The organism is Pseudomonas salomonii (assembly GCF_900107155.1).
Taxonomy (GTDB): Bacteria; Pseudomonadota; Gammaproteobacteria; order Pseudomonadales; family Pseudomonadaceae; genus Aquipseudomonas; species Aquipseudomonas salomonii.
The window spans coordinates 273,650-293,849 of the sequence record NZ_FNOX01000010.1 but is presented as its reverse complement, the minus strand read 5'-3'; the positions used below and the strand labels follow the sequence as shown (position 1 = coordinate 293,849).

Sequence of the window (20,200 nt, the reverse complement as noted above, 5' to 3'; positions counted from 1 at the left end):
CTCTATGCCCTTGCGCCTCGCGCTGCTGTTGCTTTTTACCGGTCTGATGGCCGGTTGTGTTTCATCGGGCCAGGACAGCCCCATGCAAACCGGCAAAGGCCGTGACGAGGCGCGAATTGCCTATGTGCAATTGGGCTTGGGTTATCTGCGCCAGGGTATGAGCGAGCAGGCCAAGGTGCCGTTGAAAAAGGCGCTGCAACTGGACGGCGATGATGCCGATGCCAATGCCGCACTGGCCCTGGTGTTCCAGGCTCAGGCTGAGCCCGAACTGGCCGAGGCGTATTTTCACAAGGCCCTGGCCGCACGTCCTGCCGACCCTCGGCTGCTGAATAACTACGGCAGCTTCCTGTTTGCGCAGCAACGTTATGAGCAGGCGTCCCGTTATTTCCAGCAAGCCAGCGCCGATAGCCTTTATCCTGAGCGTTCACGCGTATTCGAGAACCTTGGGGTGACCTCGATACGCCTGGGCCAGCGCGACAGCGCCCGCCAGCAACTGGAAAAAGCCCTGCACCTGAACAGTCGCCAGCCACGGGCGTTGCTCGAAATGGCTGAGTTGTCTTACGAAGACAGGCATTATGTGCCGGCACGTGACTTTTACGAGCGTTTTAGCCTGCTCAGCGGGCAAAATGCACGTAGTCTATTGCTCGGTGTGCGCCTGGCGACGGTTCATGAAGAACGCGACACGGCTGCACAGTTTGGCCAGCAACTCGAACGACTCTATCCCGGTACGCCGGAATATCAGCAATACCTGTCGGAGCAATGATGAAAGCGGCGCACCCGGAAGTTGTAGCAGCTAATCGCGTAAACCCAGGCGAGACCTTGCGTCAGGCCCGCGAAAGCAATGGTTGGTCGCTGGCAGAAGTGGCCCTCAAGCTCAATTTGACCGCCACGTCCCTGGGCAACCTGGAAGCCGGCGCGTTCGACAAGCTGCCTGGGCATACCTTCGCCCGCGGCTATATCCGCGCCTACGCCAAATTGCTGGGCATCGACCAGACTGTATTGGTCCAGGAATTCGACCAGTTCACCGGTACCGACTCCCAGGGCAGCAACGTGCATGGTCTGGGCCGCATCGAAGAGCCGGTACGGGTTTCCCACACGATTTTGCGGATTGTCAGCCTGTTGCTGCTGATTGCCGTGGTCGGTGGCGGTTTCGTGTGGTGGCAAGACCAGGCCTCCCAGCGCACCAAGGACCTGACCAGCAACGCCATGGAGCACGTCGAAGTCGAAAGCGCCGACGGCACCACCCAGATTCACCCGCTCGATGAGCCGGAAGACCAGGCGGTTGCCCAAGGGCAGGCCGCCTCGCAAGTGCCGGCTACCACCGAGCAACCGACTCCGGAAGCGGGCACTGCACCTGCAGCCACCGCTGCTGTGCCGGCTCCAACCGTACCGGCTGCCCCGGTTGCCCAAGCGCATACGCCAGCTGCTCCGGCTGCTCCGACGCAGGCCCCAGCGACCAGCGCACCAGTGGCCCCGGCCCCGGCTGCGATTTCGCCTCCCACCACCCCGGCGTTGATCGCCGGTGACGGGCATATCCAGATTACCTTCATCGCTGACTGCTGGACGCAAGTTACCGATGGCAATGGCAAAGTGCTGTTTAGCGGTCTGAAGCGTAAGGGAGATACACTTGACCAAGGCGGCAAGCCTCCTTTGACGCTGCGTCTGGGCTTTGCCCGTGGCGCCCAAGTGGCCTACAACGGCCAGCCTGTGGACGTGGCGCCGTTCACCAGTGGCGAGACCGCTCGCCTCAAGTTGGGACAATAGTCATGCACGGCGAATCTCCAATCAAACGTCGCGTATCGCGCAAGATCTGGGTCGGCTCGGTGCCGGTAGGTGGCGATGCCCCTATCGCAGTGCAGAGCATGACCAACAGCGACACCAATGATGTGGCCGCAACTGTCGCCCAGATCAACCGTCTGGAAGCCGCCGGTGTAGACATCGTGCGGGTTTCCGTGCCGGACATGGACGCTGCCGAAGCCTTTGGCCGCATCAAGCAACTGGTCAAGGTACCGCTGGTCGCCGACATTCACTTCGACTACAAGATCGCGCTGCGTGTGGCCGAGCTGGGTGTGGACTGCCTGCGCATCAACCCGGGCAATATCGGTCGCGAAGACCGTGTGCGCGCGGTGGTTGATGCGGCACGTGATCGCGGCATTCCCATCCGCATCGGCGTCAACGCCGGTTCCCTGGAAAAAGACCTGCAGAAAAAGTACGGAGAACCGACCCCGGCCGCGCTGGTTGAGTCGGCATTGCGCCACGTTGAACACCTTGAACGCCTGAATTTCCAGGACTTCAAGGTCAGCGTAAAGGCCTCCGACGTGTTCATGGCGGTAGAAGCCTACCGCCTCCTGGCCAAGGAAATCGTGCAGCCGCTGCACCTGGGTATCACTGAAGCGGGCGGTTTACGCTCAGGCACAGTGAAATCTGCGGTGGGTCTCGGTATGCTGCTCGCCGAAGGGATTGGCGATACTATCCGCATCTCCCTGGCGGCAGACCCCGTAGAGGAAGTGAAAGTCGGCTACGACATTCTCAAATCCCTGCGGTTGCGTTCCCGTGGCATCAACTTCATTGCCTGCCCGAGCTGCTCGCGGCAGAACTTCGACGTGGTGAAAACCATGAACGACCTGGAGTTGCGCCTCGAAGACCTGCTGGTGCCGCTGGATGTGGCGGTGATCGGGTGTGTGGTCAATGGGCCGGGTGAAGCCAAGGAAGCCCATGTGGGCCTGACTGGCGGTACACCGAACCTGATTTACATCGACGGCAAGCCGTCGCAGAAACTGACGAATGAGAATCTCGTGGATCATCTGGAAAAGCTGATCCGCGAGAAAGCAGCTGAAAAGGTTGCGGCTGACGCAGCGCTGATCGCGCGCGGCTAAGAACGAATTTAAGGATTAGATGTGAGCAAGTCTCTGCAAGCCATTCGTGGCATGAACGACATCCTGCCGGAGCAGACGCCGCTGTGGCGCTACTTCGAGAGCACGGTCGCGCGCCTGCTGGATAACTACGGTTACAAGCAGATCCGCATGCCGATCGTCGAGTTCACCGAGCTGTTCAAGCGCTCCATCGGTGAAGTAACCGACATCGTCGAAAAAGAGATGTACACCTTTGAAGATCGCAACGGCGACTCCCTGACCCTGCGTCCGGAAGGCACCGCTGCGTGCGTGCGCGCGGTACTGGAGCATGGCATCACCGGTGGTGGCCAGACCCAGAAGCTCTGGTACATCGGCCCGATGTTCCGCCACGAGCGCCCACAGAAAGGCCGCTATCGCCAGTTCCACCAGATCGGTTGCGAAGTCTTCAACCTGGACGGTCCGGACATCGATGCCGAGCTGATCGTATTGACCTGGCGCCTGTGGGGCCAACTGGGCATCCGCGATGCGGTCAAGCTTGAACTCAACAGCCTGGGCACCAGTGAGTCCCGGGGCCGCTATCGCGAAGCCCTGGTCGAGTACCTGTCCGCCCACCTGGACAAGCTGGACGAAGACAGCCAACGTCGTCTGAAAACCAACCCGCTGCGCGTTCTCGATACCAAAAACGCCGACACCCAGGCCGTACTGGTCGACGCGCCGAAAATGGCCGACTACCTGGACGACGAATCCCGCACGCATTTCGAGGGGCTCAAGGCTCGCCTGGATGCGGCCGGTATTCCTTACGTGATCAACCCCAAGCTGGTGCGTGGTCTCGACTACTACAGCAAGACCGTGTTCGAGTGGGTCACCGACAAACTCGGCGCCCAGGGCACCGTGTGTGCCGGTGGTCGCTACGACGGCCTGGTTGAGCAAATGGGCGGCAAGCCGACCACGGGCGTAGGTTTCGCCATGGGCATCGAGCGGCTGATCCTGCTGCTGGAAACCCTGGAGCAAATTCCGGAAGAAATCTCCCGTCAGGTGGACGTGTACCTTTGCGCCTTTGGCGAGGCCGCCGAACTGGCAGCCCTGGCCCTGAGCGAAAAAGTGCGCGACCAACTGCCGAACCTGCGCCTGCAGATCAATGCCGGCGCCGGCAGCTTCAAGAGCCAGTTCAAGAAGGCCGACAAGAGCGGCGCGCTGTATGCGCTGATCCTCGGCGATGACGAATTGGCCCAGCAAGTGATAGGTTTCAAACCCCTGCGTGGCCAGGGCGAGCAACAGAACATTGCCTTTGATGCGCTCGCCGCGCACTTGGCCACCTGCGTCGTGCAGGGTTGAAGCTGTCGAACAGCCGAATTTAGCGATTAAGGAGTATTGGGGTGTCGAGTACTGATGATGAGCAAATGGCCGAGTTCAAGGACTGGTGGCAGCGTAACGGCAAGCCCCTGGTTACTGGCGGTCTGCTGGCTTTAGTGGTGGTGTTCGGCTGGCAAGCCTGGCACAAATATCAGGCCAACCAGTCTCAAGGCGCCTCGGTCCTCTATCAGCAATTGCTGGAAACCACACTGACGCCGGACGGCAAGCCTGATCCAGCTCAAGTGGCGGACCTGGCCGGCAAGCTGAAAAACGAATTTGGCGGTAGCACCTACGCCCAGTACGGCAGCCTGTTCGTCGCGAAAGTCGCGGTCGACACCGGCAAGCTGGATGACGCAGCCACTGAGCTGAAGGCTATCGCCGACAAGCCGACCAACCCGACCCTGGGTGAAATCGCACGTCAGCGCCTGGCTCAGGTATTGGCGGCACAGAACAAGGCCGACGAAGCACTCAAACTGCTCGACGGCGATGCTGACAAGGCATTTGTGGCCACTCGTGAAGAGCTCAAGGGCGACCTGTTGGTCCAATTGGGTCGTACCGACGAAGCCCATGCTGCGTACCAAAAAGCCAAGGCGGCGCTGTCTGATGAAGCGGCGGTCGGTGGCTTACAAATCAAGCTGGACGACTTGGCCAAAGGGGATGCGTGACGTGATCCGTTGGAAACATGCAGCATTGCTGGCTCTGGCCGTTCTGGCCGCGGGTTGCAGCAGCAACAGTAAAAAAGAACTGCCTCCTGCCGAGCTGACCAGCTTCAAGGAAGAAGTGGTCCTGCAAAAACAGTGGAGCCGCTCCGTCGGTGATGGCCAGGGCGACCTGTACAACCTGTTGCAGCCGTCGATCGACGGCGACAACATCGTGGCCACTGACTCCACGGGCGTTGTCATGGCCATGGATCGCATGAATGGCGACGTGAAGTGGAAGAAAGACCTCGAACTGCCGGTTTCCGGTGGTGTGGGTGTCGGCTACGGCATGGTGCTGATCGGTACGCTCAAAGGCGACGTGGTGGCTCTGGACTCGGCAACGGGTGAAGAGAAATGGCGCGCTCGCGTGACCAGTGAAGTGCTCGCAGCGCCGGCTACCAACGGCGACGTGGTCGTGGTGCAGACCCAGGATGACCGTGTAATCGGTCTGGATGCCGCCACCGGCAACCAGCGCTGGTTGTACGACAGCACCCCGGCGGTGTTGACCCTGCGCGGTACCAGTGGTCCGATTGTGACCAACAACCTGGCCGTTGCTGGCCTGTCGACCGGTAAAGTGGTCGCCCTGGACACCCAGAACGGCGTGCCGGCCTGGGAAACCCGTGTGGCTATCCCGCAAGGTCGCTCCGAACTGGACCGCGTAGTGGACATCGACGGTGGCCTGCTGCTGTCGGGTGAAACCATTTACGTGGCCACCTACCAGGGCCGCGTTGCGGCGCTGGACCTGCAAAGCGGCCGCATCAACTGGCAGCGTGATGCTTCCAGCTACGCCGGTGTCGCCCAAGGGTTTGGCAGCGTCTACGTAAGCCTTGCTTCCGGCACCGTTGAAAGTGTCGACGAGCGCTCCACTACTGCACTGTGGAGCAACGACTCCCTGGCTCGCCGTCAGTTGTCGGCACCGGAAGTGTTCTCCAGCTACGTAGCGGTAGGTGACTTCGAAGGTTACCTGCACCTGCTGAGCCAGGTAGACGGTCGTTTTGTCGGCCGCGAGCGTATCGACAGCGATGGTCTGCGTGCGCGTCCGCTGGTTGTGGGTAACATGCTTTACGTGTTTGGCAACAGCGGCAAGCTGGAAGCCCTGACCATCAAGTAAGCAACTATGCTTGGGGTAAAACCCAGGCGGCCCCGCTTCGGCGGGGCATGCGGCATTTGACTATGCTGCCCCGAGCACCAGCCGCTGCCTTGCAGCGGCTTTTGTATTTTCTGAAATAACGAAGTGGAGAGCCGCATGGTTCCCGTAATCGCCCTGGTGGGCCGACCTAACGTCGGCAAGTCCACCTTGTTCAACCGCCTGACCAGGACTCGTGACGCCATCGTTGGCGACTTGTCCGGTCTGACCCGTGATCGCCAATACGGTGAGGCAAAGTGGCAAGGGCGTTCCTACATTATTGTCGACACCGGTGGTATCTCCGGTGACGAGCATGGCATGGACGAAAAGATGGCCGAGCAGTCGCTGCTCGCGATCGAAGAAGCCGATGTCGTGTTGTTCCTGGTGGACGCCCGTGCGGGCTACACCGCTGCCGACCAGATGATTGGCGAGCACCTGCGCAAGCGCAACAAGCGTTCCTATCTGGTCGCCAACAAGATCGACAACATCGATCCTGAGGCGGCCCGTGCCGAATTCAGCCCGATGGGCCTGGGCGATGCGATCCCGGTCGCGGGTGCCCACGGTCGCGGCATCACCCAGATGCTGGAAATCGCCCTGCGCGACTTCCCCAAGGATGACGCTGAGGAAGAAGAGGGCGAGGAAGAGATCGTTGCCGAAGGTGAGGAAGCCAAGCGCATTCCTGGCCCAAGCGAAAAAGACGGTATCAAGATCGCCATCATCGGCCGTCCGAACGTCGGCAAGTCGACCCTGGTTAACCGCATGCTCGGTGAAGACCGGGTCATCGTGTATGACCAGCCGGGTACTACCCGCGACAGTATCTACATCCCGTTCGAACGTAACGACGAGAAGTACACGCTGATCGACACCGCCGGTGTGCGCAAGCGCGGCAAGATCCACGAGGAAGTTGAAAAGTTCTCGGTGGTCAAAACCCTGCAGGCGATCAAAGACGCCAACGTGGTGATCTTCGTGATGGACGCCCGCGAAGGCGTGGTGGACCACGACCTCAACTTGCTGGGCTTTGCCCTGGAAGCCGGTCGTGCCCTGGTCATCGCGATCAACAAGTGGGACGGCATGACGCCGAGCGAGCGCGATTTCGTCAAGATCGAGCTGCAGCGTCGGCTGTTCTTCGTTGAGTTCGCCGATATCCACTTTATCTCGGCACTGCACGGCACCGGCGTGGGCAACCTCTACGCGTCCGTACAAAACTCGTTCAAGTCCGCGGTTACCCGCTGGCCGACCAACCGCCTCACCCAGATCCTGGAAGACGCGGTTGGCGAGCATGCGCCGCCGATGGTCAACAACCGCCGGATCAAACTGCGTTACGCCCACTTGGGCGGTGCCAACCCGCCGATTATCGTGATTCACGGTAACCAGATCGAGAAGGTGCCCAAGTCCTATGTGCGTTACCTGGAAAACACCTACCGCCGTGTCTTGAAACTGGTCGGTACGCCGATCCGTATCGAGTTCAAGGGTGGCGAGAACCCATATGAAGGCAACAAGAACACACTGACTGACCGTCAGGTGAACAAGAAGCGTCGTTTGATGACTCACCACAAGAAGGCCGACAAGAAGCGCCGCGACAAGAAATAAGCGCCGCTTTGAGTTGTGAGCGACACGCCGCAAGAGAGGGCTCCTTTGGAGCCCTTTTTTGTGCGCGGTGGTTTGTGCCTTGACCCGATGCTTGGGGCAGCTTAAAACTTGGGCCTCACCTGCAGGGGCCTCCGATGATCACCAGCAAGCTGCCGAATGTCGGCACCACTATTTTCACCACCATGTCGCAACTCGCTGCCGAAACCGGGGCGCTTAACCTGTCCCAGGGCTTTCCCGATTTTAATGGCCCTCAAGAGTTGCTCGATGCCGTGGGCAAGCATATCGCCCTTGGCCATAACCAATACGCCCCGATGACCGGCCTGCCCGTGTTGCGCCAACAAGTGGCGGCCAAGATCGCCCGCAGTTATGGCGCCACAGTGGATGTCGACAGCGAAGTGACCATCACCCCAGGCGCGACCGAGGCGATCTTCTGCGCGATCCAGGCGGTCATCCGCAACGGCGATGAAGTCATCGTGTTCGACCCCAGCTACGACAGCTACGAGCCGTCGGTCGAGCTGGCCGGTGGCCGTTGCGTGCATGTGCAATTGAGCCTGCAAGGCTTCGCGCTCGACTTCGACAAGATCAAGGCCGCGCTCTCACCGCGCACGCGCATGATCATCCTCAACTCGCCACACAACCCCACCGGTGCCCTGATCAGCCGGGCCGAGCTGGACCAGTTGGCCGAGCTGATCCGCGACCGCGATATCTACCTGATCAGCGATGAGGTCTACGAACACCTGGTGTTCGATGGCGTGCCCCATGTCAGCGTGCTGGCCCATGAAGAGTTGTATCAGCGCGCGTTCGTGGTCAGCTCCTTCGGCAAGACCTACCACGTCACCGGCTGGAAAACCGGCTACGTGGTCGCACCGCCGGCCCTGACCGCCGAGCTGCGCAAGGTGCATCAATATGTCAACTTTTGCGGCGTGACCCCTTTGCAGTTCGCTTTGGCTGACTTCATGGCCGAACACCCGGAACACGTCGAGCAATTGCCGGCCTTTTATCAGGCCAAGCGCGACCTGTTCTGCGACCTGCTGGCGCCGTCGCGTTTCAGCTTTACCCGGGTGGCCGGCACTTACTTCCAACTGGTGGATTACTCGCAGATTCGCCCGGACCTGGATGACGTCGCCATGTCACTGTGGATGACCCGCGAACACGGCGTGGCGACCATCCCCGTCTCGGTGTTCTATCAGAGCCCGCCCCAAGGCCAGCGCCTGGTGCGCCTGTGCTTTGCCAAACGCGAGGAGACGCTGCAACACGCGGCGGAGAAACTATGCGTGATTTGACTGCATTACCCGACCTGAATATTGCCTTGGTCCAGACCAGCCTGGTGTGGCATGACCGTCAGGCCAACCTCGAACATTTCGAACTGTTGCTGGAGCAGGCCAACGGCGCCGACCTGATTGTGCTGCCGGAAATGTTCACCACCGGTTTCTCGATGGAATCACAAACCCTCGCCGAGCCGGAACATGGCCCGACTCATCACTGGCTGCAAGCCCAGGCGGCCAAGTACAACGCAGTGATCACCGGCAGCGTGATCATCCAGGCGGCCGACGGCAGCCACCGGAACCGCCTGCTGTGGGCGCGCCCGGACGGTGAAGTGCGGCACTACGACAAGCGTCACCTGTTCCGTATGGCGGGCGAGCACGACCATTACACGCCCGGCGAGCGCCAGGTGCAGTTCGAATTGAAGGGCTGGCGCATTCGCCCGTTGATTTGCTACGACCTGCGCTTCCCGGTGTGGAGCCGTGATGCCCAGGACACCGACCTGCTGCTGTACACCGCGAACTGGCCGGGCGCGCGGCGTCAGCACTGGAACCGCCTGCTGCCGGCGCGGGCTATCGAGAACCTGTGTTACGTGGCGGCTGTGAATCGGGTGGGTACCGATGGCAAAGGCTTTGCCTACACCGGAGACAGCCAGGTGCTGGATTTTCAGGGTGAGACCTTGCTGAGTGCGGGGGAGGCGGACGGGGTGTTTCAGGTGTGCCTGAATGCGGCGGAGTTGGCGGCTTATCGCACCAAGTTTCCGGCAAATCTGGATGCCGATAGGTTCGAATTCACCTGACCAGATCGTTCCCACGCTCCGCGTGGGAATGCAGCCCCGGACGCTCTGCGTCCGCTTTCAGAGTTGTGACGCAGAGCGTCAGCGCAGGCATTCCCACGCAGAGCGTGGGAACGATCAGGCCCCTGGATTCTCACCCAGGGGCCTTTTGCATGACCGCGACAGTGCTTACGCCGCCTTCGCTTCCAGCTGGCTCAACGAGCGGTTCAGCGCACTGAATACTGCCTTAAAGCTCGCAGTGGTGATGTTTTCATCGATCCCCACGCCATGCACTGGGCGTTCGCCGTTCACGCGCAGCTCGATGTAAGCCGCTGCCTTGGCATTGGTGCCGGCACCGATCGCGTGTTCGTTGTAGTCCATGATTTCAACTTTGATCGGCAGCGCCGCAACCAGCGCTTCCAGGGTGCCGTAGCCCTTGCCGTTCCAGCGCAGGTTGGTTTCGCCCTGGCCCTTGCCCGAGACTTCCACTTCCACGGTGCTGTTGCCGTTTTCTTCCTGCAGGCGATGACTGACCAGCGCGTACGGGGTGTTGGCTTGCAGGTATTCACGCTGCAACAAGGCGTAGATCTGCGGTGCAGTCATTTCCAGGCCCACACGGTCGGTTTCGGCCTGTACCACTTGGCTGAACTCGATCTGCATGCGGCGTGGCAAGCTGATGTCGTATTCCTGCTCCAGCAGGTAGGCGATGCCGCCTTTGCCCGACTGGCTGTTTACGCGGATCACCGCCTCGTAGCTGCGGCCGATGTCCGCCGGGTCGATCGGCAAGTACGGCACTTCCCACAGCGCGTCGGCTTTCTGCTGGGTAAAGCCTTTGCGGATTGCGTCCTGGTGGGAGCCGGAGAACGCGGTGTGCACCAGGTCGCCGACGTACGGGTGACGTGGGTGCACCTGGATCTGGTTGCACTCCTCGACGACTTTGCGCACGCCGTCGATATCGGAAAAGTCCAGCTGTGGGTCGAGGCCCTGGGTGTACATGTTCAAGGCTACGGTCACGAGATCGACGTTACCGGTACGCTCGCCGTTGCCGAACAGGCAACCTTCGACACGGTCGGCGCCGGCCATCAGGCCCAGCTCGGTGGCGGCCACGCCGGTGCCGCGGTCGTTGTGGGTGTGCAGGCTGATGATCACGCTGTCACGACGGTTGATATGGCGGCCGAACCACTCGATCTGGTCGGCATAGATGTTGGGTGTCGCGCACTCAACGGTGGCCGGCAGGTTAAGGATCATCTTGTGCTCTGGCGTCGGGTTCCACACCTCGATCACTGCGTCACAGACTTCCTTGGCGAACTCCAGCTCCGTGGCGCTGAAGGTCTCCGGGGAGTACTCGAAAGTCCACTGGGTTTCCGGCTGCTGGGCGGCATACTTGACGAACAGCTTGGCCGCGTTGACCGCGATGGCCTTGATGCCGTCTTTGTCCTGGTTGAACACGATGCGGCGGAATGACGGCGACGTGGCGTTGTACAAGTGCACGATGGCCTTTTTGGCGCCGCGCAGGGATTCGAACGTACGTGCGATCAAGTCTTCACGGCCCTGGGTCAACACCTGGATGGTGGTGTCCGCGGGGATGTGGTTGTCTTCGATCAGGGTGCGCACGAAGTCGAAGTCGGTTTGCGACGCGGCCGGGAACGAGGCTTCGATTTCCTTCACGCCGACAGACACCAGGGTCTTCCAGAAACGCAGCTTTTTCGCCGCGTCCATTGGCTCGATCAGCGACTGGTTGCCATCACGCAGGTCGGAGCTGCACCAGATCGGCGCTTCGGTGATGGTCTTCGACGGCCAGGTGCGGTCCGGGATGTCGATGGTCGGGAACGCGCGGTACTTCGAAGACGGGTCTTTGAGCATGCTCATCGGGAAATCCTTTGTAGTAGGGGCCGAGAAAAGGCGGCCTGCCGTAAAACTGTTATTGGGGACGAAGCGTGGGACGAGGCAGATCGATTCAGCCTGGCAGTCGTGCGCTGACGAGGCACAGGCTGCGGTGCTGGCGGAGCTGAATGAGGGTGTGAGAGGTTTTCATAAGCTCAACCCTAACCGCCGGGGTGAAAGATGGCAAGCAGTCGAAAAAAATTGAGATAAGTTCTGCTATTTGGCTGGTATTCGATATTTTGTGGCGGTTATTGATTTGGGGGTTTGTTTTTATTGCGCAGTAGTTATCGGGCGCGCAATTGGGCTGGAAGACCTGGCGCTATCGCGGGCAAGCCCGACTCCCACAGGGAATAGCGTTCACCTGTGGGAGCCGGGCTTGCCCGCGATGAGGCCGGTAGGTTGAATATTTTTATCAGGGCTGGAACGCGCCAATAAAGATCGCCGGGTCAACCCGCGCATCGTTAAGGCTGATATTCCAATGCATGTGCGGCCCGGTCGCACGGCCTGTGGAACCGACCTTGCCCACCACCGCACCGCGTGCCAGTTGGTCGCCGACTTTCACGTCGATCTTCGACATATGGCAAAACATGCTGATAAAGCCCTGGCCATGGTCGACGAACACAGTGTTGCCGTTGAAGAAGTAATTCCCGGTGAGGATCACCTTGCCTGCCGCCGGTGTCTTGATCGGCGTGCCCGCACCTACGGCAAAGTCCAGGCCCGAATGCGGGTTGCGCTCCTCGCCATTAAAGAAACGGCGCACGCCGAACTTGCTCGACAGTGGCCCGTTGACCGGTTTGTCCAGCAGCAGGTTGCTCGGTGTGTTCGGACTGAAACTGCGGTAAGCCTTGAGCTGAACGGCCAGTTCGCCCTCGATGCGCTTGAGTTGCGCCGGGGCCGGGTTCACCTGGCTTTTGTTCTTCAAGGTGATGTGCTGTTCGGGGTATTTCTTGAAGCCCACCACAAACGGCAAGTTCTTCCCGCCGCTGGTGATGCGCTCGGTGCCGGGTTTGACGGTCAACGGGATCCCGACAATCGCCAGCCAGTTGTTTTGTTCCTTGACCACCAGCACCGGCCGGTTCAGGTAGGTGGCTTTGGGCGCGCTGACCGAAGTGCCGAGGTCGACCACCGCCACGCCACCCGGCACCGGCTTGTTCAGCAACCGCGTGATGTAGCTGTCGGCGTGGGCGTTAAAGGTCAGGCATAACAGCATCAGCAGGCTAAATAAACGTGGCATCAATCAATCCAGTAACGAAAGGGTGACGGGCGTCAGGTGGTTATCTTCCACCCGCACCTGCAATTGGCCTTCACCGAGTCGCGCAGTGAGGCGCTGGCCGGTGTGGGTTTGCGCGGCGTTGCGGATCGCCTGGCCGCGCTCGTCCAGCAGGATGCTGTAGCCACGGCCCAGGGTGGCCAGCGGGCTGACCACCTGCAGGGTCTGCACCTGGCTTTGCAACTGCAGGCGGCGTGCCTTGAGGCCTTCGCGCATGGCGCGGGGCAGGCGTTCTGCGAGGCTGTCGAGGCGCTGGCGCAGCAACGCCAGTTGACGGCCGGGATGTTGGCCGGCGAGGCGGGTTTCCAGGCGGATCAGGCGTTCGCGGCGTGTGTTGAGGCTGCGCTCGAAGGCGCGGCGCAGGCGCATGTCCAAATCGTCCAAACGCTGGGCCTGCTGGCGCAGACGTTCGCCAGGGTGGCGCAGGCGGCGGGCCATGCCTTCCAGACGCAGGCGATCATGGCTCAGCCGGTTGCGCATCAGCATCACCAGGCGGCGATGCAGGTTTTCAACCTGGCGCACCAGATGGCTGGCGTCTGGCGCGAGCAATTCAGCGGCGGCGGAGGGCGTGGGGGCGCGTACGTCGGCCACAAAGTCGCAGATCGACACATCGGTTTCATGGCCGACCGCACTGACGATGGGCGTCACGCAGGCATCTACCGCACGGGCTACGGCTTCTTCGTTGAAGCACCAGAGGTCTTCCAGCGAACCGCCGCCACGGGCCAGGATCAATGCGTCAAAGCCACGGGCGTCAGCCAGTTTCAGCGCGCGCACAATCTGCGGGATCGCTTCGCGACCCTGCACGGCGGTGGGAATCAGTGTCAGTTCAACGTTCGGCGCACGACGGCGGAACACGCTGATGATGTCGCGAATCACCGCGCCGGTTGGCGAACTGATGATGCCAATGCGCCGAGGGTGCGCCGGCAGCGGCACTTTCCGTTCGGCACTGAACAGGCCTTCGGCGCTGAGCTTTTCCTTCAGCGCATCAAAGGCCAAGCGCAGCGCGCCATCGCCGGCAGGTTCCACGGTATCAAGGATCAACTGGTAGTCGCCACGGCCCTCAAACAGCGAGACCTTGCCGCGCACTTTCACCGCCAAACCGTCTTTCAACGCCTGGCGCACTCGCGCGGCATTGTTGCGAAACAGCGCGCAACGCACTTGGGCGCCGCTGTCCTTGAGGGTGAAATACACATGGCCGGAAGCCGGGCGGGCGAGGTTGGAGATCTCGCCTTCGACCCAGATATTGGTGAACACGTCTTCCAGCAACACCCGCGCGCGGCCGTTGAGCTGGCTGACAGTCAGGACTTCGCGGTCCAGGCCCAAGCGGGCAAACGGATCTTTAATCATGAGGAGCGATCTTTAATCATGGGCGGCAGTTTATAGGCATTCGCGCAAGGTTTGGCAGAATTGCTCCACCAGCGCACTCGGCGTCTGCGCGCACGCCAAGGCCACGGTGCTGATGCAGTCCGGGTCGGCCAGAGGCAAAAAGTGCAGGTTGGCGGGGGCAATGTCCTGCATGGATTTTGGTAACAAGGCAATTCCGAAGCCGGCCTGGATCAGCTGCAATTGCGTGGTCTTGCGCGACATCACTCGCGCGGCCCTGGGGAAAAATCCTGCGCGCATGCACAGTTCGGCTGACAGATAACTCAAGCCGCCCCGTTGGGGGTGTGGAACTGAAATAAACGCTTCGTCCTTGAGCTGTGCCAGTTCGACAGGCGTATCGCTGCGTGCCAGAGGGTGGTTGGGCGGCACCGCCAACACCAGTTGTTCGCTATATAAAGGCACCACGCGCACGCCTTCGCGCTGGCGCAGAACCGGTAAACGTAACAGGCCGACGTCCAGGCGCCCGTCGGCAATTTCTTCAAGCTGCGCCTCGGAAGACAGTTTGACGATATCCATCGATACGCCGGGGCAACGCTGCAGCCAGGTGCTGATGCCGTGCAGCAATGGTCCGCTCATCGGCACAGTGCTCGAATGGCTCAGGCGCAGGGTGCCAAGCTGACCATTGCCAACCTGGGTGGCCATCTCGCTGGCCTTGAGCAGCTCGCTCAGCAGGTTGCGTGCCCTCGGGTAAAAGGCTTCGCCCGCCGCCGTCAGCCGGGGCTGGCGCGCGGTGCGTTCGAACAGTGGGGTTTGCAGTTGGGTTTCCAACTCCTTGATCTGGCGGCTCAGCGCTGATTGCGCCACGAACAAACGCTCGGCGGCGGCGCTGAAGCTGCCGCTGTCGGCGATTTCGACGAAGTAGCGCAGTTGGCGAGTAGATATCACGCGTCATGCCTTTTCGAGATGAGTGGAGGGCTTTGAAGATATTAGTCGCAACGCTCGGCGATGGCTAAAGTGATGACTGTCTCTTTCAAGGAATACGTCATGGGTCCGGTTGAGCTGATGAGCCAGTGGCCGTTCAGTGGTGTCGATTGGCTGGTCATCGGCCTGGGTGTGGTGCTGGCCTACATCGTGTTCGGCATTGCCGGCTTTGGCACGGCACTGGTGGCGGGGCCGATCCTGATTGTGTTTATGCCGCTGTCGAAGATCATCCCGCTGCTGGTACTGCTGGATTTTGTCGCCGCCTTCGGCAATCTGCTGCAATCGCGGCGAGACGTGAACACGCCCGAGCTGCTGCGGTTGCTGCCGTGCATGGCCATCGGTTGCACGCTGGGGGTGATCTTTCTGCTCAACCTGCATTCGGATCTGTTGCTGCTGCTGATGGGGCTGTTTATCAGCGCCTATGCAATCTACAGCTTGTCGGTGAAGGCGCGGCCCGCTCAGCTTTCCAAAGGTTGGTCGATTCCCATGGGCACCGTCGGCGGGATGTTTGGTGCGTTGTTCGGCAGCGGCGGCTTTTTGTATGCGATCTACCTCAACAGCCGTTTGCCCAAGGACGCGGCGCGGGCCACGCAAAGTGCGTTGATCAGTTGCAGCACAGTGGTGCGCCTGAGCCTGTTTCTGGTCGCCGGGGTGTATGCGGACTTGCCACTGCTGTTGTTGGCGTTGTGCCTGTTGCCGGCGATGGCTCTGGGGCTGTGGTGTGGGCGCAGGTTGACGATGCGCATGTCCCGCGAAGCCTTTGTGCGTTTGGTGACGTGGTTGGTGTTGGCCAGTGGCATTGCGTTGATTGGGCGCTACTTGAGTACTTGACCTGTGTGGGGCAGGGATTAAGCTGCCAGGCTTCAGGGCCTCATCGCAGGCAAGCCAGCTCCCACATCGACTGTGTTCACATCGCATAATGTGGGAGCCGGGCTTGCCCGCGATGGCGGCAGACGCCACACCGCAGGACTCCCATGAACTCCCAAAGCATCCTTGTCCCCAAAATCTCCACCTTGCCCGTCCACGAACCCCGCGCCCGGGCCATCGTGCGTTGGCTGGTGCGCAAGAACATCATCAAGGAAGAGCTGACCACCTGCGGACGCACCGGCAACCGCATGGCCTACGCCCTGGCCGACGGCGCCCGCGCCGTGGTGCTGCACCCCGAAGCGCTGCCATTCAACGAGCCGATCAATGGCCTGGAGATCATCTACAAGCGCTGCATCTACACGCCGGCCAAGGGCTTTCTCGAAGAAGCCGGCTGCCCCGAATGCCTTAAAGAGGTCGGCGAGGCACTGTTCGAAAGCCTCGAAGACTGGATGCCCGGCCACACCGACAACTTCACCTGCCCGTTGTGTGGGCATGAAGATGACATCAATGGGTTTCTGTTCCTGCAGGAATGCGGGTTTTCCAACCTGGGTTTTATCTTCAACAACTGGGCGGAGGCGGGGTTCAAGCAGAGCTTTATCGACGAATTTGCCGATTGGCTGGACCAGAAGATGAGTTGGGTCAAAGTCGAGCTTTAATCCGATCGTTCCCACGCTCCTGCGTGGGAATGCATCCCGTGACGCTCCGCGTCACCATAGCGCAGGGCTTCAACCTTGCGCAGACCCCGGACGCGGAGCGTCCCTGGCGGCATTCCCACGCGGAGCGTGGGAACGATCCAGCGCTGCAGGTTTTATCCATCTATCAGTATTACCAAGTTTGTCAGAGTTTTACATTGAGCCCGACAGGGTGCATGTATATAATGGCGCGCTTCCATTTTCCCGCTCGGGAGCCCCCGCGATGCTGCGTATCAGCCAAGAAGCTCTGACATTCGACGACATTCTCCTAGTGCCCGGTTATTCCGAGGTGCTTCCTAACGAAGTCAGTCTCAAGACCCGCCTAACCCGTGGCATCGAGCTGAATATTCCTCTGGTTTCCGCTGCCATGGACACCGTCACTGAAGCCCGTTTGGCAATCGCCATGGCTCAGGAAGGCGGCATTGGCATCATCCACAAGAACATGACCATCGAGCAGCAAGCTGCCGAAGTGCGCAAGGTCAAGCGTTACGAAGCCGGTGTGGTGAAAGATCCTATTACCATCGAAGCCGACGCCACCGTGCGTGACCTGTTCGACCTGACCCGCCTGCACAACATCTCCGGCGTTCCGGTACTGCACGATGGCGACCTGGTCGGCATCGTCACTTCCCGTGACGTGCGTTTCGAGAACCGTCTTGAAGTCACCGTCCGTGAAGTGATGACGCCTAAAGAGCGCCTCGTCACGGTCAAGGAAGGCGCCGACAAGAACGATGTGCGCGAACTGCTGCACAAGCACCGCATAGAGCGCGTGCTGATCGTCGACGACAAATTCGCCCTCAAAGGCATGATGACCGTCAACGACATCGAAAAAGCCAAGGCTTACCCGCTGGCCAGCAAGGACGATCAAGGTCGTCTGCGCGTCGGCGCTGCGGTCGGCACCGGTAAAGACACCGGTGACCGCGTTTCGGCCCTGGTGGCTGCCGGTGTTGACGTGGTGGTGGTCGACACGGCCCACGGTCACTCCAAAGGCGTGATCGACCGCGTGCGCTGGGTCAAACAGAATTTCCCTGACGTACAAGTGATCGGCGGCAACATCGCCACCGGCGCAGCTGCCAAGGCCCTGGCCGAAGCCGGCGCCGATGCGGTCAAGGTCGGTATCGGCCCTGGCTCCATCTGCACCACGCGTATCGTCGCCGGTGTGGGCGTGCCGCAAATCAGCGCCATCGCCAACGTGGCTGCTGCCCTTGAAGGCACTGGCGTACCGTTGATCGCCGACGGCGGCATCCGTTTCTCCGGTGACCTGTCCAAGGCCATCGTCGCCGGTGCTTCCTGCGTGATGATGGGCTCGATGTTCGCCGGTACCGAAGAAGCACCGGGCGAGATCGAACTGTTCCAGGGCCGTTCGTACAAGGCTTACCGCGGCATGGGTTCGCTGGGCGCCATGTCCCAGGCGCAAGGTTCTTCCGACCGCTACTTCCAGGACTCTTCGGCAGGCGCCGAGAAGCTCGTACCGGAAGGCATCGAAGGCCGTGTGCCGTACAAAGGCACCCTGAGCGCGATCATCCATCAACTGATGGGTGGCCTGCGTTCCTCGATGGGCTACACCGGCAGCGCCGACATCGAAGAAATGCGCACCAAGCCAGAGTTCGTACGGATCACCGGCGCCGGCATGGCTGAATCCCATGTCCACGACGTGCAGATCACCAAGGAAGCGCCGAACTACCGCGTAGGTTGAGGCTTCCAGCAAAACGTTAAGTAACCGGGGCTGTTCTTTCAGCCCCGAGTTGTTTCTGATTCATTAGACGAGACTGACTTCATGGCCCTCGACATTCACGCCCACCGCATCCTGATCCTCGACTTCGGTTCCCAGTACACCCAGCTGATCGCCCGCCGCGTGCGTGAAATCGGCGTGTACTGCGAACTGCACCCGTTCGACATGGATGACGAAGCGATCCGCGAATTCGCCCCTAAAGGCGTCATCCTTGCCGGTGGCCCCGAGTCCGTGCACGAAGCCAACAGCCCGCGTTGCCCGCAAGCCGTATTCGACCTGGGCGTGCCCGTCTTCGGTATCTGCTACGGCATGCAGACCATGGCCGAGCAACTGGGCGGCAAGGTTGAAGGTTCCGAACTGCGTGAATTCGGTTATGCCCGTGTCGACGTGGTCGGCAAGAGCCGCCTGCTGGACGGCATCGAAGACCACATCGACGCCGACGGCCTGTTCGGCCTCGACGTGTGGATGAGCCACGGTGACAAGGTCACCAAGATGCCGGAAGACTTCCACATCCTGGCCAGCACCCCGAGCTGCCCGATCGCCGGCATGTTCAACGACGAGCGCGGCTACTACGGCGTGCAGTTCCACCCGGAAGTGACCCACACCAAGCAAGGTGGCCGCATCCTGTCGCGCTTCATCCTCGACATCTGCCAGTGCGAAGCCCTGTGGACCCCGTCGAAAATTGCTGAAGACGCCATCGCCAACGTGCGTGCCCAGGTGGGTACTGACAACGTATTGCTCGGCCTGTCCGGCGGCGTTGACTCCTCCGTGGTTGCCGCGCTGCTGCACAAAGCCATCGGCGACCAGCTGACGTGCGTGTTCGTCGACAACGGCCTGCTGCGTCTGCACGAAGGCGAGCAAGTGATGGCCATGTTCGCCGAGAACATGGGCGTCAAAGTGATCCGCGCCAACGCCGAGGACCAGTTCCTCAACAACCTGGCGGGCGAAAGCGACCCAGAGAAAAAGCGCAAGATCATCGGCCGCACCTTCATCGACGTGTTCGATGCCCAGTCCAACAAACTGGACAACATCAAGTACCTCGCCCAGGGCACCATCTACCCTGACGTGATCGAGTCGGCTGGCGCCAAGAGCGGCAAGGCCCACGTGATCAAGTCCCACCACAACGTGGGTGGCCTGCCGGAGGAGATGAACCTCAAACTGGTAGAACCACTGCGCGAACTGTTCAAGGACGAAGTCCGACGTCTGGGCCTGGAACTCGGCCTGCCGTACGACATGGTCTACCGTCACCCATTCCCGGGCCCGGGCCTGGGCGTGCGCATCCTCGGTGAAGTGAAGAAGGAATACGCCGACCTGCTGCGTCGCGCCGACCACATCTTCATCGAAGAACTGCGCAAGGCCGACTGGTACCACAAAGTTAGCCAGGCGTTCGTGGTGTTCCAGCCGGTGAAATCGGTTGGCGTTGTCGGTGATGGCCGTCGTTATGCGTGGGTTGTTGCGCTGCGTGCCGTAGAGACCATCGACTTCATGACCGCGCGTTGGGCACACCTGCCGTACGAGCTGCTGGAGACGGTCAGCGGCCGTATCATCAATGAAATCGAAGGCATTTCGCGCGTTACTTATGACGTGTCGAGCAAGCCGCCGGCGACGATTGAGTGGGAGTGAGCCCACAGCGAGGCATGAAAAAAACCGGCTTTTGCCGGTTTTTTCATGCCCGCGATAAGGGCTTATTCTTGCTGACGTGAAAGCTTTGAAGGCATTCATCTGTCGGTGAATCAAACCAGGTTCAAAGCACTTTATTCCTCCCATCTACGGCATCGACGTTGGCACTTCTCGGCG

General features: G+C 60.7%; 17 protein-coding genes. 13 read left to right on the top strand and 4 right to left on the bottom strand.

Annotated elements, in window-relative coordinates:
- Positions 1-4 precede the first annotated feature (4 nt).
- The 9 genes from pilW to BLV67_RS23165 all read left to right on the top strand — a co-directional run bounded on the left by pilW (position 5) and on the right by BLV67_RS23165 (position 9,681).
- Complete coding sequence (gene pilW / locus BLV67_RS23205) at positions 5-763, top strand: type IV pilus biogenesis/stability protein PilW (RefSeq protein ID WP_065930355.1); 759 nt, start codon at positions 5-7, stop codon at positions 761-763.
- Positions 763-1,764, top strand: a complete 1,002-nt coding sequence (locus tag BLV67_RS23200) for a RodZ domain-containing protein (RefSeq protein ID WP_065930356.1) — start codon at positions 763-765, stop codon at positions 1,762-1,764. The genes pilW and BLV67_RS23200 overlap by 1 nt, the downstream gene beginning before the upstream one ends.
- A gap of 2 nt (positions 1,765-1,766) precedes the next feature.
- A complete protein-coding gene (ispG, locus tag BLV67_RS23195; protein ID WP_056858733.1) occupies positions 1,767-2,876 on the top strand; it encodes a flavodoxin-dependent (E)-4-hydroxy-3-methylbut-2-enyl-diphosphate synthase in 1,110 nt (369 codons plus the stop codon).
- Between the two features lie 21 nt (positions 2,877-2,897).
- Entirely contained in the window at positions 2,898-4,187 is a 1,290-nt protein-coding gene (gene hisS / locus BLV67_RS23190; protein ID WP_060754314.1) for a histidine--tRNA ligase, read from the top strand.
- Positions 4,188-4,228: 41 nt separating this feature from the next.
- On the top strand, positions 4,229-4,870 hold the full coding sequence (locus tag BLV67_RS23185; protein WP_065930357.1) for a YfgM family protein: 642 nt from the start codon (positions 4,229-4,231) through the stop codon (positions 4,868-4,870).
- A complete protein-coding gene (gene bamB / locus BLV67_RS23180) occupies positions 4,863-6,014 on the top strand; it encodes an outer membrane protein assembly factor BamB (protein ID WP_056858730.1) in 1,152 nt (383 codons plus the stop codon). The genes BLV67_RS23185 and bamB overlap by 8 nt, the downstream gene beginning before the upstream one ends.
- Positions 6,015-6,149: 135 nt before the next feature.
- On the top strand, positions 6,150-7,619 hold the full coding sequence (gene der / locus BLV67_RS23175) for a ribosome biogenesis GTPase Der (protein ID WP_053135513.1): 1,470 nt from the start codon (positions 6,150-6,152) through the stop codon (positions 7,617-7,619).
- A 134-nt stretch (positions 7,620-7,753) separates the two neighbouring features.
- Positions 7,754-8,902: a pyridoxal phosphate-dependent aminotransferase gene (locus BLV67_RS23170; RefSeq protein WP_069787160.1), complete on the top strand. Its 1,149-nt coding sequence runs from the start codon at positions 7,754-7,756 to the stop codon at positions 8,900-8,902.
- Positions 8,890-9,681 carry an amidohydrolase gene (locus tag BLV67_RS23165; protein ID WP_069787159.1) on the top strand — a complete coding sequence of 264 codons (792 nt, stop codon included), beginning with the start codon at positions 8,890-8,892 and terminating at the stop codon, positions 9,679-9,681. Before BLV67_RS23170 ends, BLV67_RS23165 begins: the two co-directional genes overlap by 13 nt.
- Positions 9,682-9,846: 165 nt before the next feature.
- On the opposite strand, the gene leuA is transcribed toward BLV67_RS23165, so the two are convergent.
- From leuA to BLV67_RS23140, 4 genes are all read right to left on the bottom strand, one after another.
- On the bottom strand, positions 9,847-11,526 hold the full coding sequence (gene leuA / locus BLV67_RS23160) for a 2-isopropylmalate synthase (protein ID WP_065930360.1): 1,680 nt from the start codon (positions 11,524-11,526) through the stop codon (positions 9,847-9,849).
- 427 nt (positions 11,527-11,953) lie between these two features.
- Entirely contained in the window at positions 11,954-12,775 is an 822-nt protein-coding gene (locus BLV67_RS23150; protein ID WP_065930361.1) for a peptidoglycan DD-metalloendopeptidase family protein, read from the bottom strand.
- Positions 12,776-12,778: 3 nt separating this feature from the next.
- On the bottom strand, positions 12,779-14,158 hold the full coding sequence (xseA, locus tag BLV67_RS23145; protein ID WP_058422672.1) for an exodeoxyribonuclease VII large subunit: 1,380 nt from the start codon (positions 14,156-14,158) through the stop codon (positions 12,779-12,781).
- Positions 14,159-14,188: 30 nt separating this feature from the next.
- Positions 14,189-15,079 carry a LysR family transcriptional regulator gene (locus BLV67_RS23140; protein ID WP_065930363.1) on the bottom strand — a complete coding sequence of 297 codons (891 nt, stop codon included), beginning with the start codon at positions 15,077-15,079 and terminating at the stop codon, positions 14,189-14,191.
- A 99-nt stretch (positions 15,080-15,178) separates the two neighbouring features.
- On the opposite strand from BLV67_RS23140, the gene BLV67_RS23135 reads away from it, so the two are divergent.
- The 4 genes from BLV67_RS23135 to guaA all read left to right on the top strand — a co-directional run bounded on the left by BLV67_RS23135 (position 15,179) and on the right by guaA (position 20,026).
- Positions 15,179-15,946: a sulfite exporter TauE/SafE family protein gene (locus BLV67_RS23135; RefSeq protein WP_069787157.1), complete on the top strand. Its 768-nt coding sequence runs from the start codon at positions 15,179-15,181 to the stop codon at positions 15,944-15,946.
- Positions 15,947-16,089: 143 nt separating this feature from the next.
- Positions 16,090-16,638: a hypothetical protein gene (locus BLV67_RS23130; RefSeq protein ID WP_015885727.1), complete on the top strand. Its 549-nt coding sequence runs from the start codon at positions 16,090-16,092 to the stop codon at positions 16,636-16,638.
- 259 nt (positions 16,639-16,897) lie between these two features.
- Positions 16,898-18,367, top strand: coding sequence for an IMP dehydrogenase (gene guaB / locus BLV67_RS23125; RefSeq protein ID WP_016977684.1), 1,470 nt, complete (start codon positions 16,898-16,900; stop codon positions 18,365-18,367).
- Positions 18,368-18,448: 81 nt separating this feature from the next.
- On the top strand, positions 18,449-20,026 hold the full coding sequence (gene guaA / locus BLV67_RS23120) for a glutamine-hydrolyzing GMP synthase (protein WP_017134673.1): 1,578 nt from the start codon (positions 18,449-18,451) through the stop codon (positions 20,024-20,026).
- Positions 20,027-20,200 lie beyond the last annotated feature (174 nt).

Bases quoted from the DNA above. Each gene is read 5' to 3' on its own strand.
- guaB (WP_016977684.1), top strand. From the start codon at position 16,898: ATGCTGCGTATCAGCCAAGAAGCTCTGACATTCGACGACATTCTCCTA.
- xseA (WP_058422672.1), bottom strand. From the start codon at position 14,158: ATGATTAAAGATCCGTTTGCCCGCTTGGGCCTGGACCGCGAAGTCCTG.
- BLV67_RS23130 (WP_015885727.1), top strand. From the start codon at position 16,090: ATGAACTCCCAAAGCATCCTTGTCCCCAAAATCTCCACCTTGCCCGTC.
- BLV67_RS23135 (WP_069787157.1), top strand. From the start codon at position 15,179: ATGGGTCCGGTTGAGCTGATGAGCCAGTGGCCGTTCAGTGGTGTCGAT.
- leuA (WP_065930360.1), bottom strand. From the start codon at position 11,526: ATGAGCATGCTCAAAGACCCGTCTTCGAAGTACCGCGCGTTCCCGACC.
- BLV67_RS23165 (WP_069787159.1), top strand. From the start codon at position 8,890: ATGCGTGATTTGACTGCATTACCCGACCTGAATATTGCCTTGGTCCAG.
- bamB (WP_056858730.1), top strand. From the start codon at position 4,863: ATGCGTGACGTGATCCGTTGGAAACATGCAGCATTGCTGGCTCTGGCC.
- guaA (WP_017134673.1), top strand. From the start codon at position 18,449: ATGGCCCTCGACATTCACGCCCACCGCATCCTGATCCTCGACTTCGGT.
- BLV67_RS23200 (WP_065930356.1), top strand. From the start codon at position 763: ATGAAAGCGGCGCACCCGGAAGTTGTAGCAGCTAATCGCGTAAACCCA.
- pilW (WP_065930355.1), top strand. From the start codon at position 5: ATGCCCTTGCGCCTCGCGCTGCTGTTGCTTTTTACCGGTCTGATGGCC.
- der (WP_053135513.1), top strand. From the start codon at position 6,150: ATGGTTCCCGTAATCGCCCTGGTGGGCCGACCTAACGTCGGCAAGTCC.
- BLV67_RS23170 (WP_069787160.1), top strand. From the start codon at position 7,754: ATGATCACCAGCAAGCTGCCGAATGTCGGCACCACTATTTTCACCACC.
- BLV67_RS23150 (WP_065930361.1), bottom strand. From the start codon at position 12,775: ATGCCACGTTTATTTAGCCTGCTGATGCTGTTATGCCTGACCTTTAAC.
- ispG (WP_056858733.1), top strand. From the start codon at position 1,767: ATGCACGGCGAATCTCCAATCAAACGTCGCGTATCGCGCAAGATCTGG.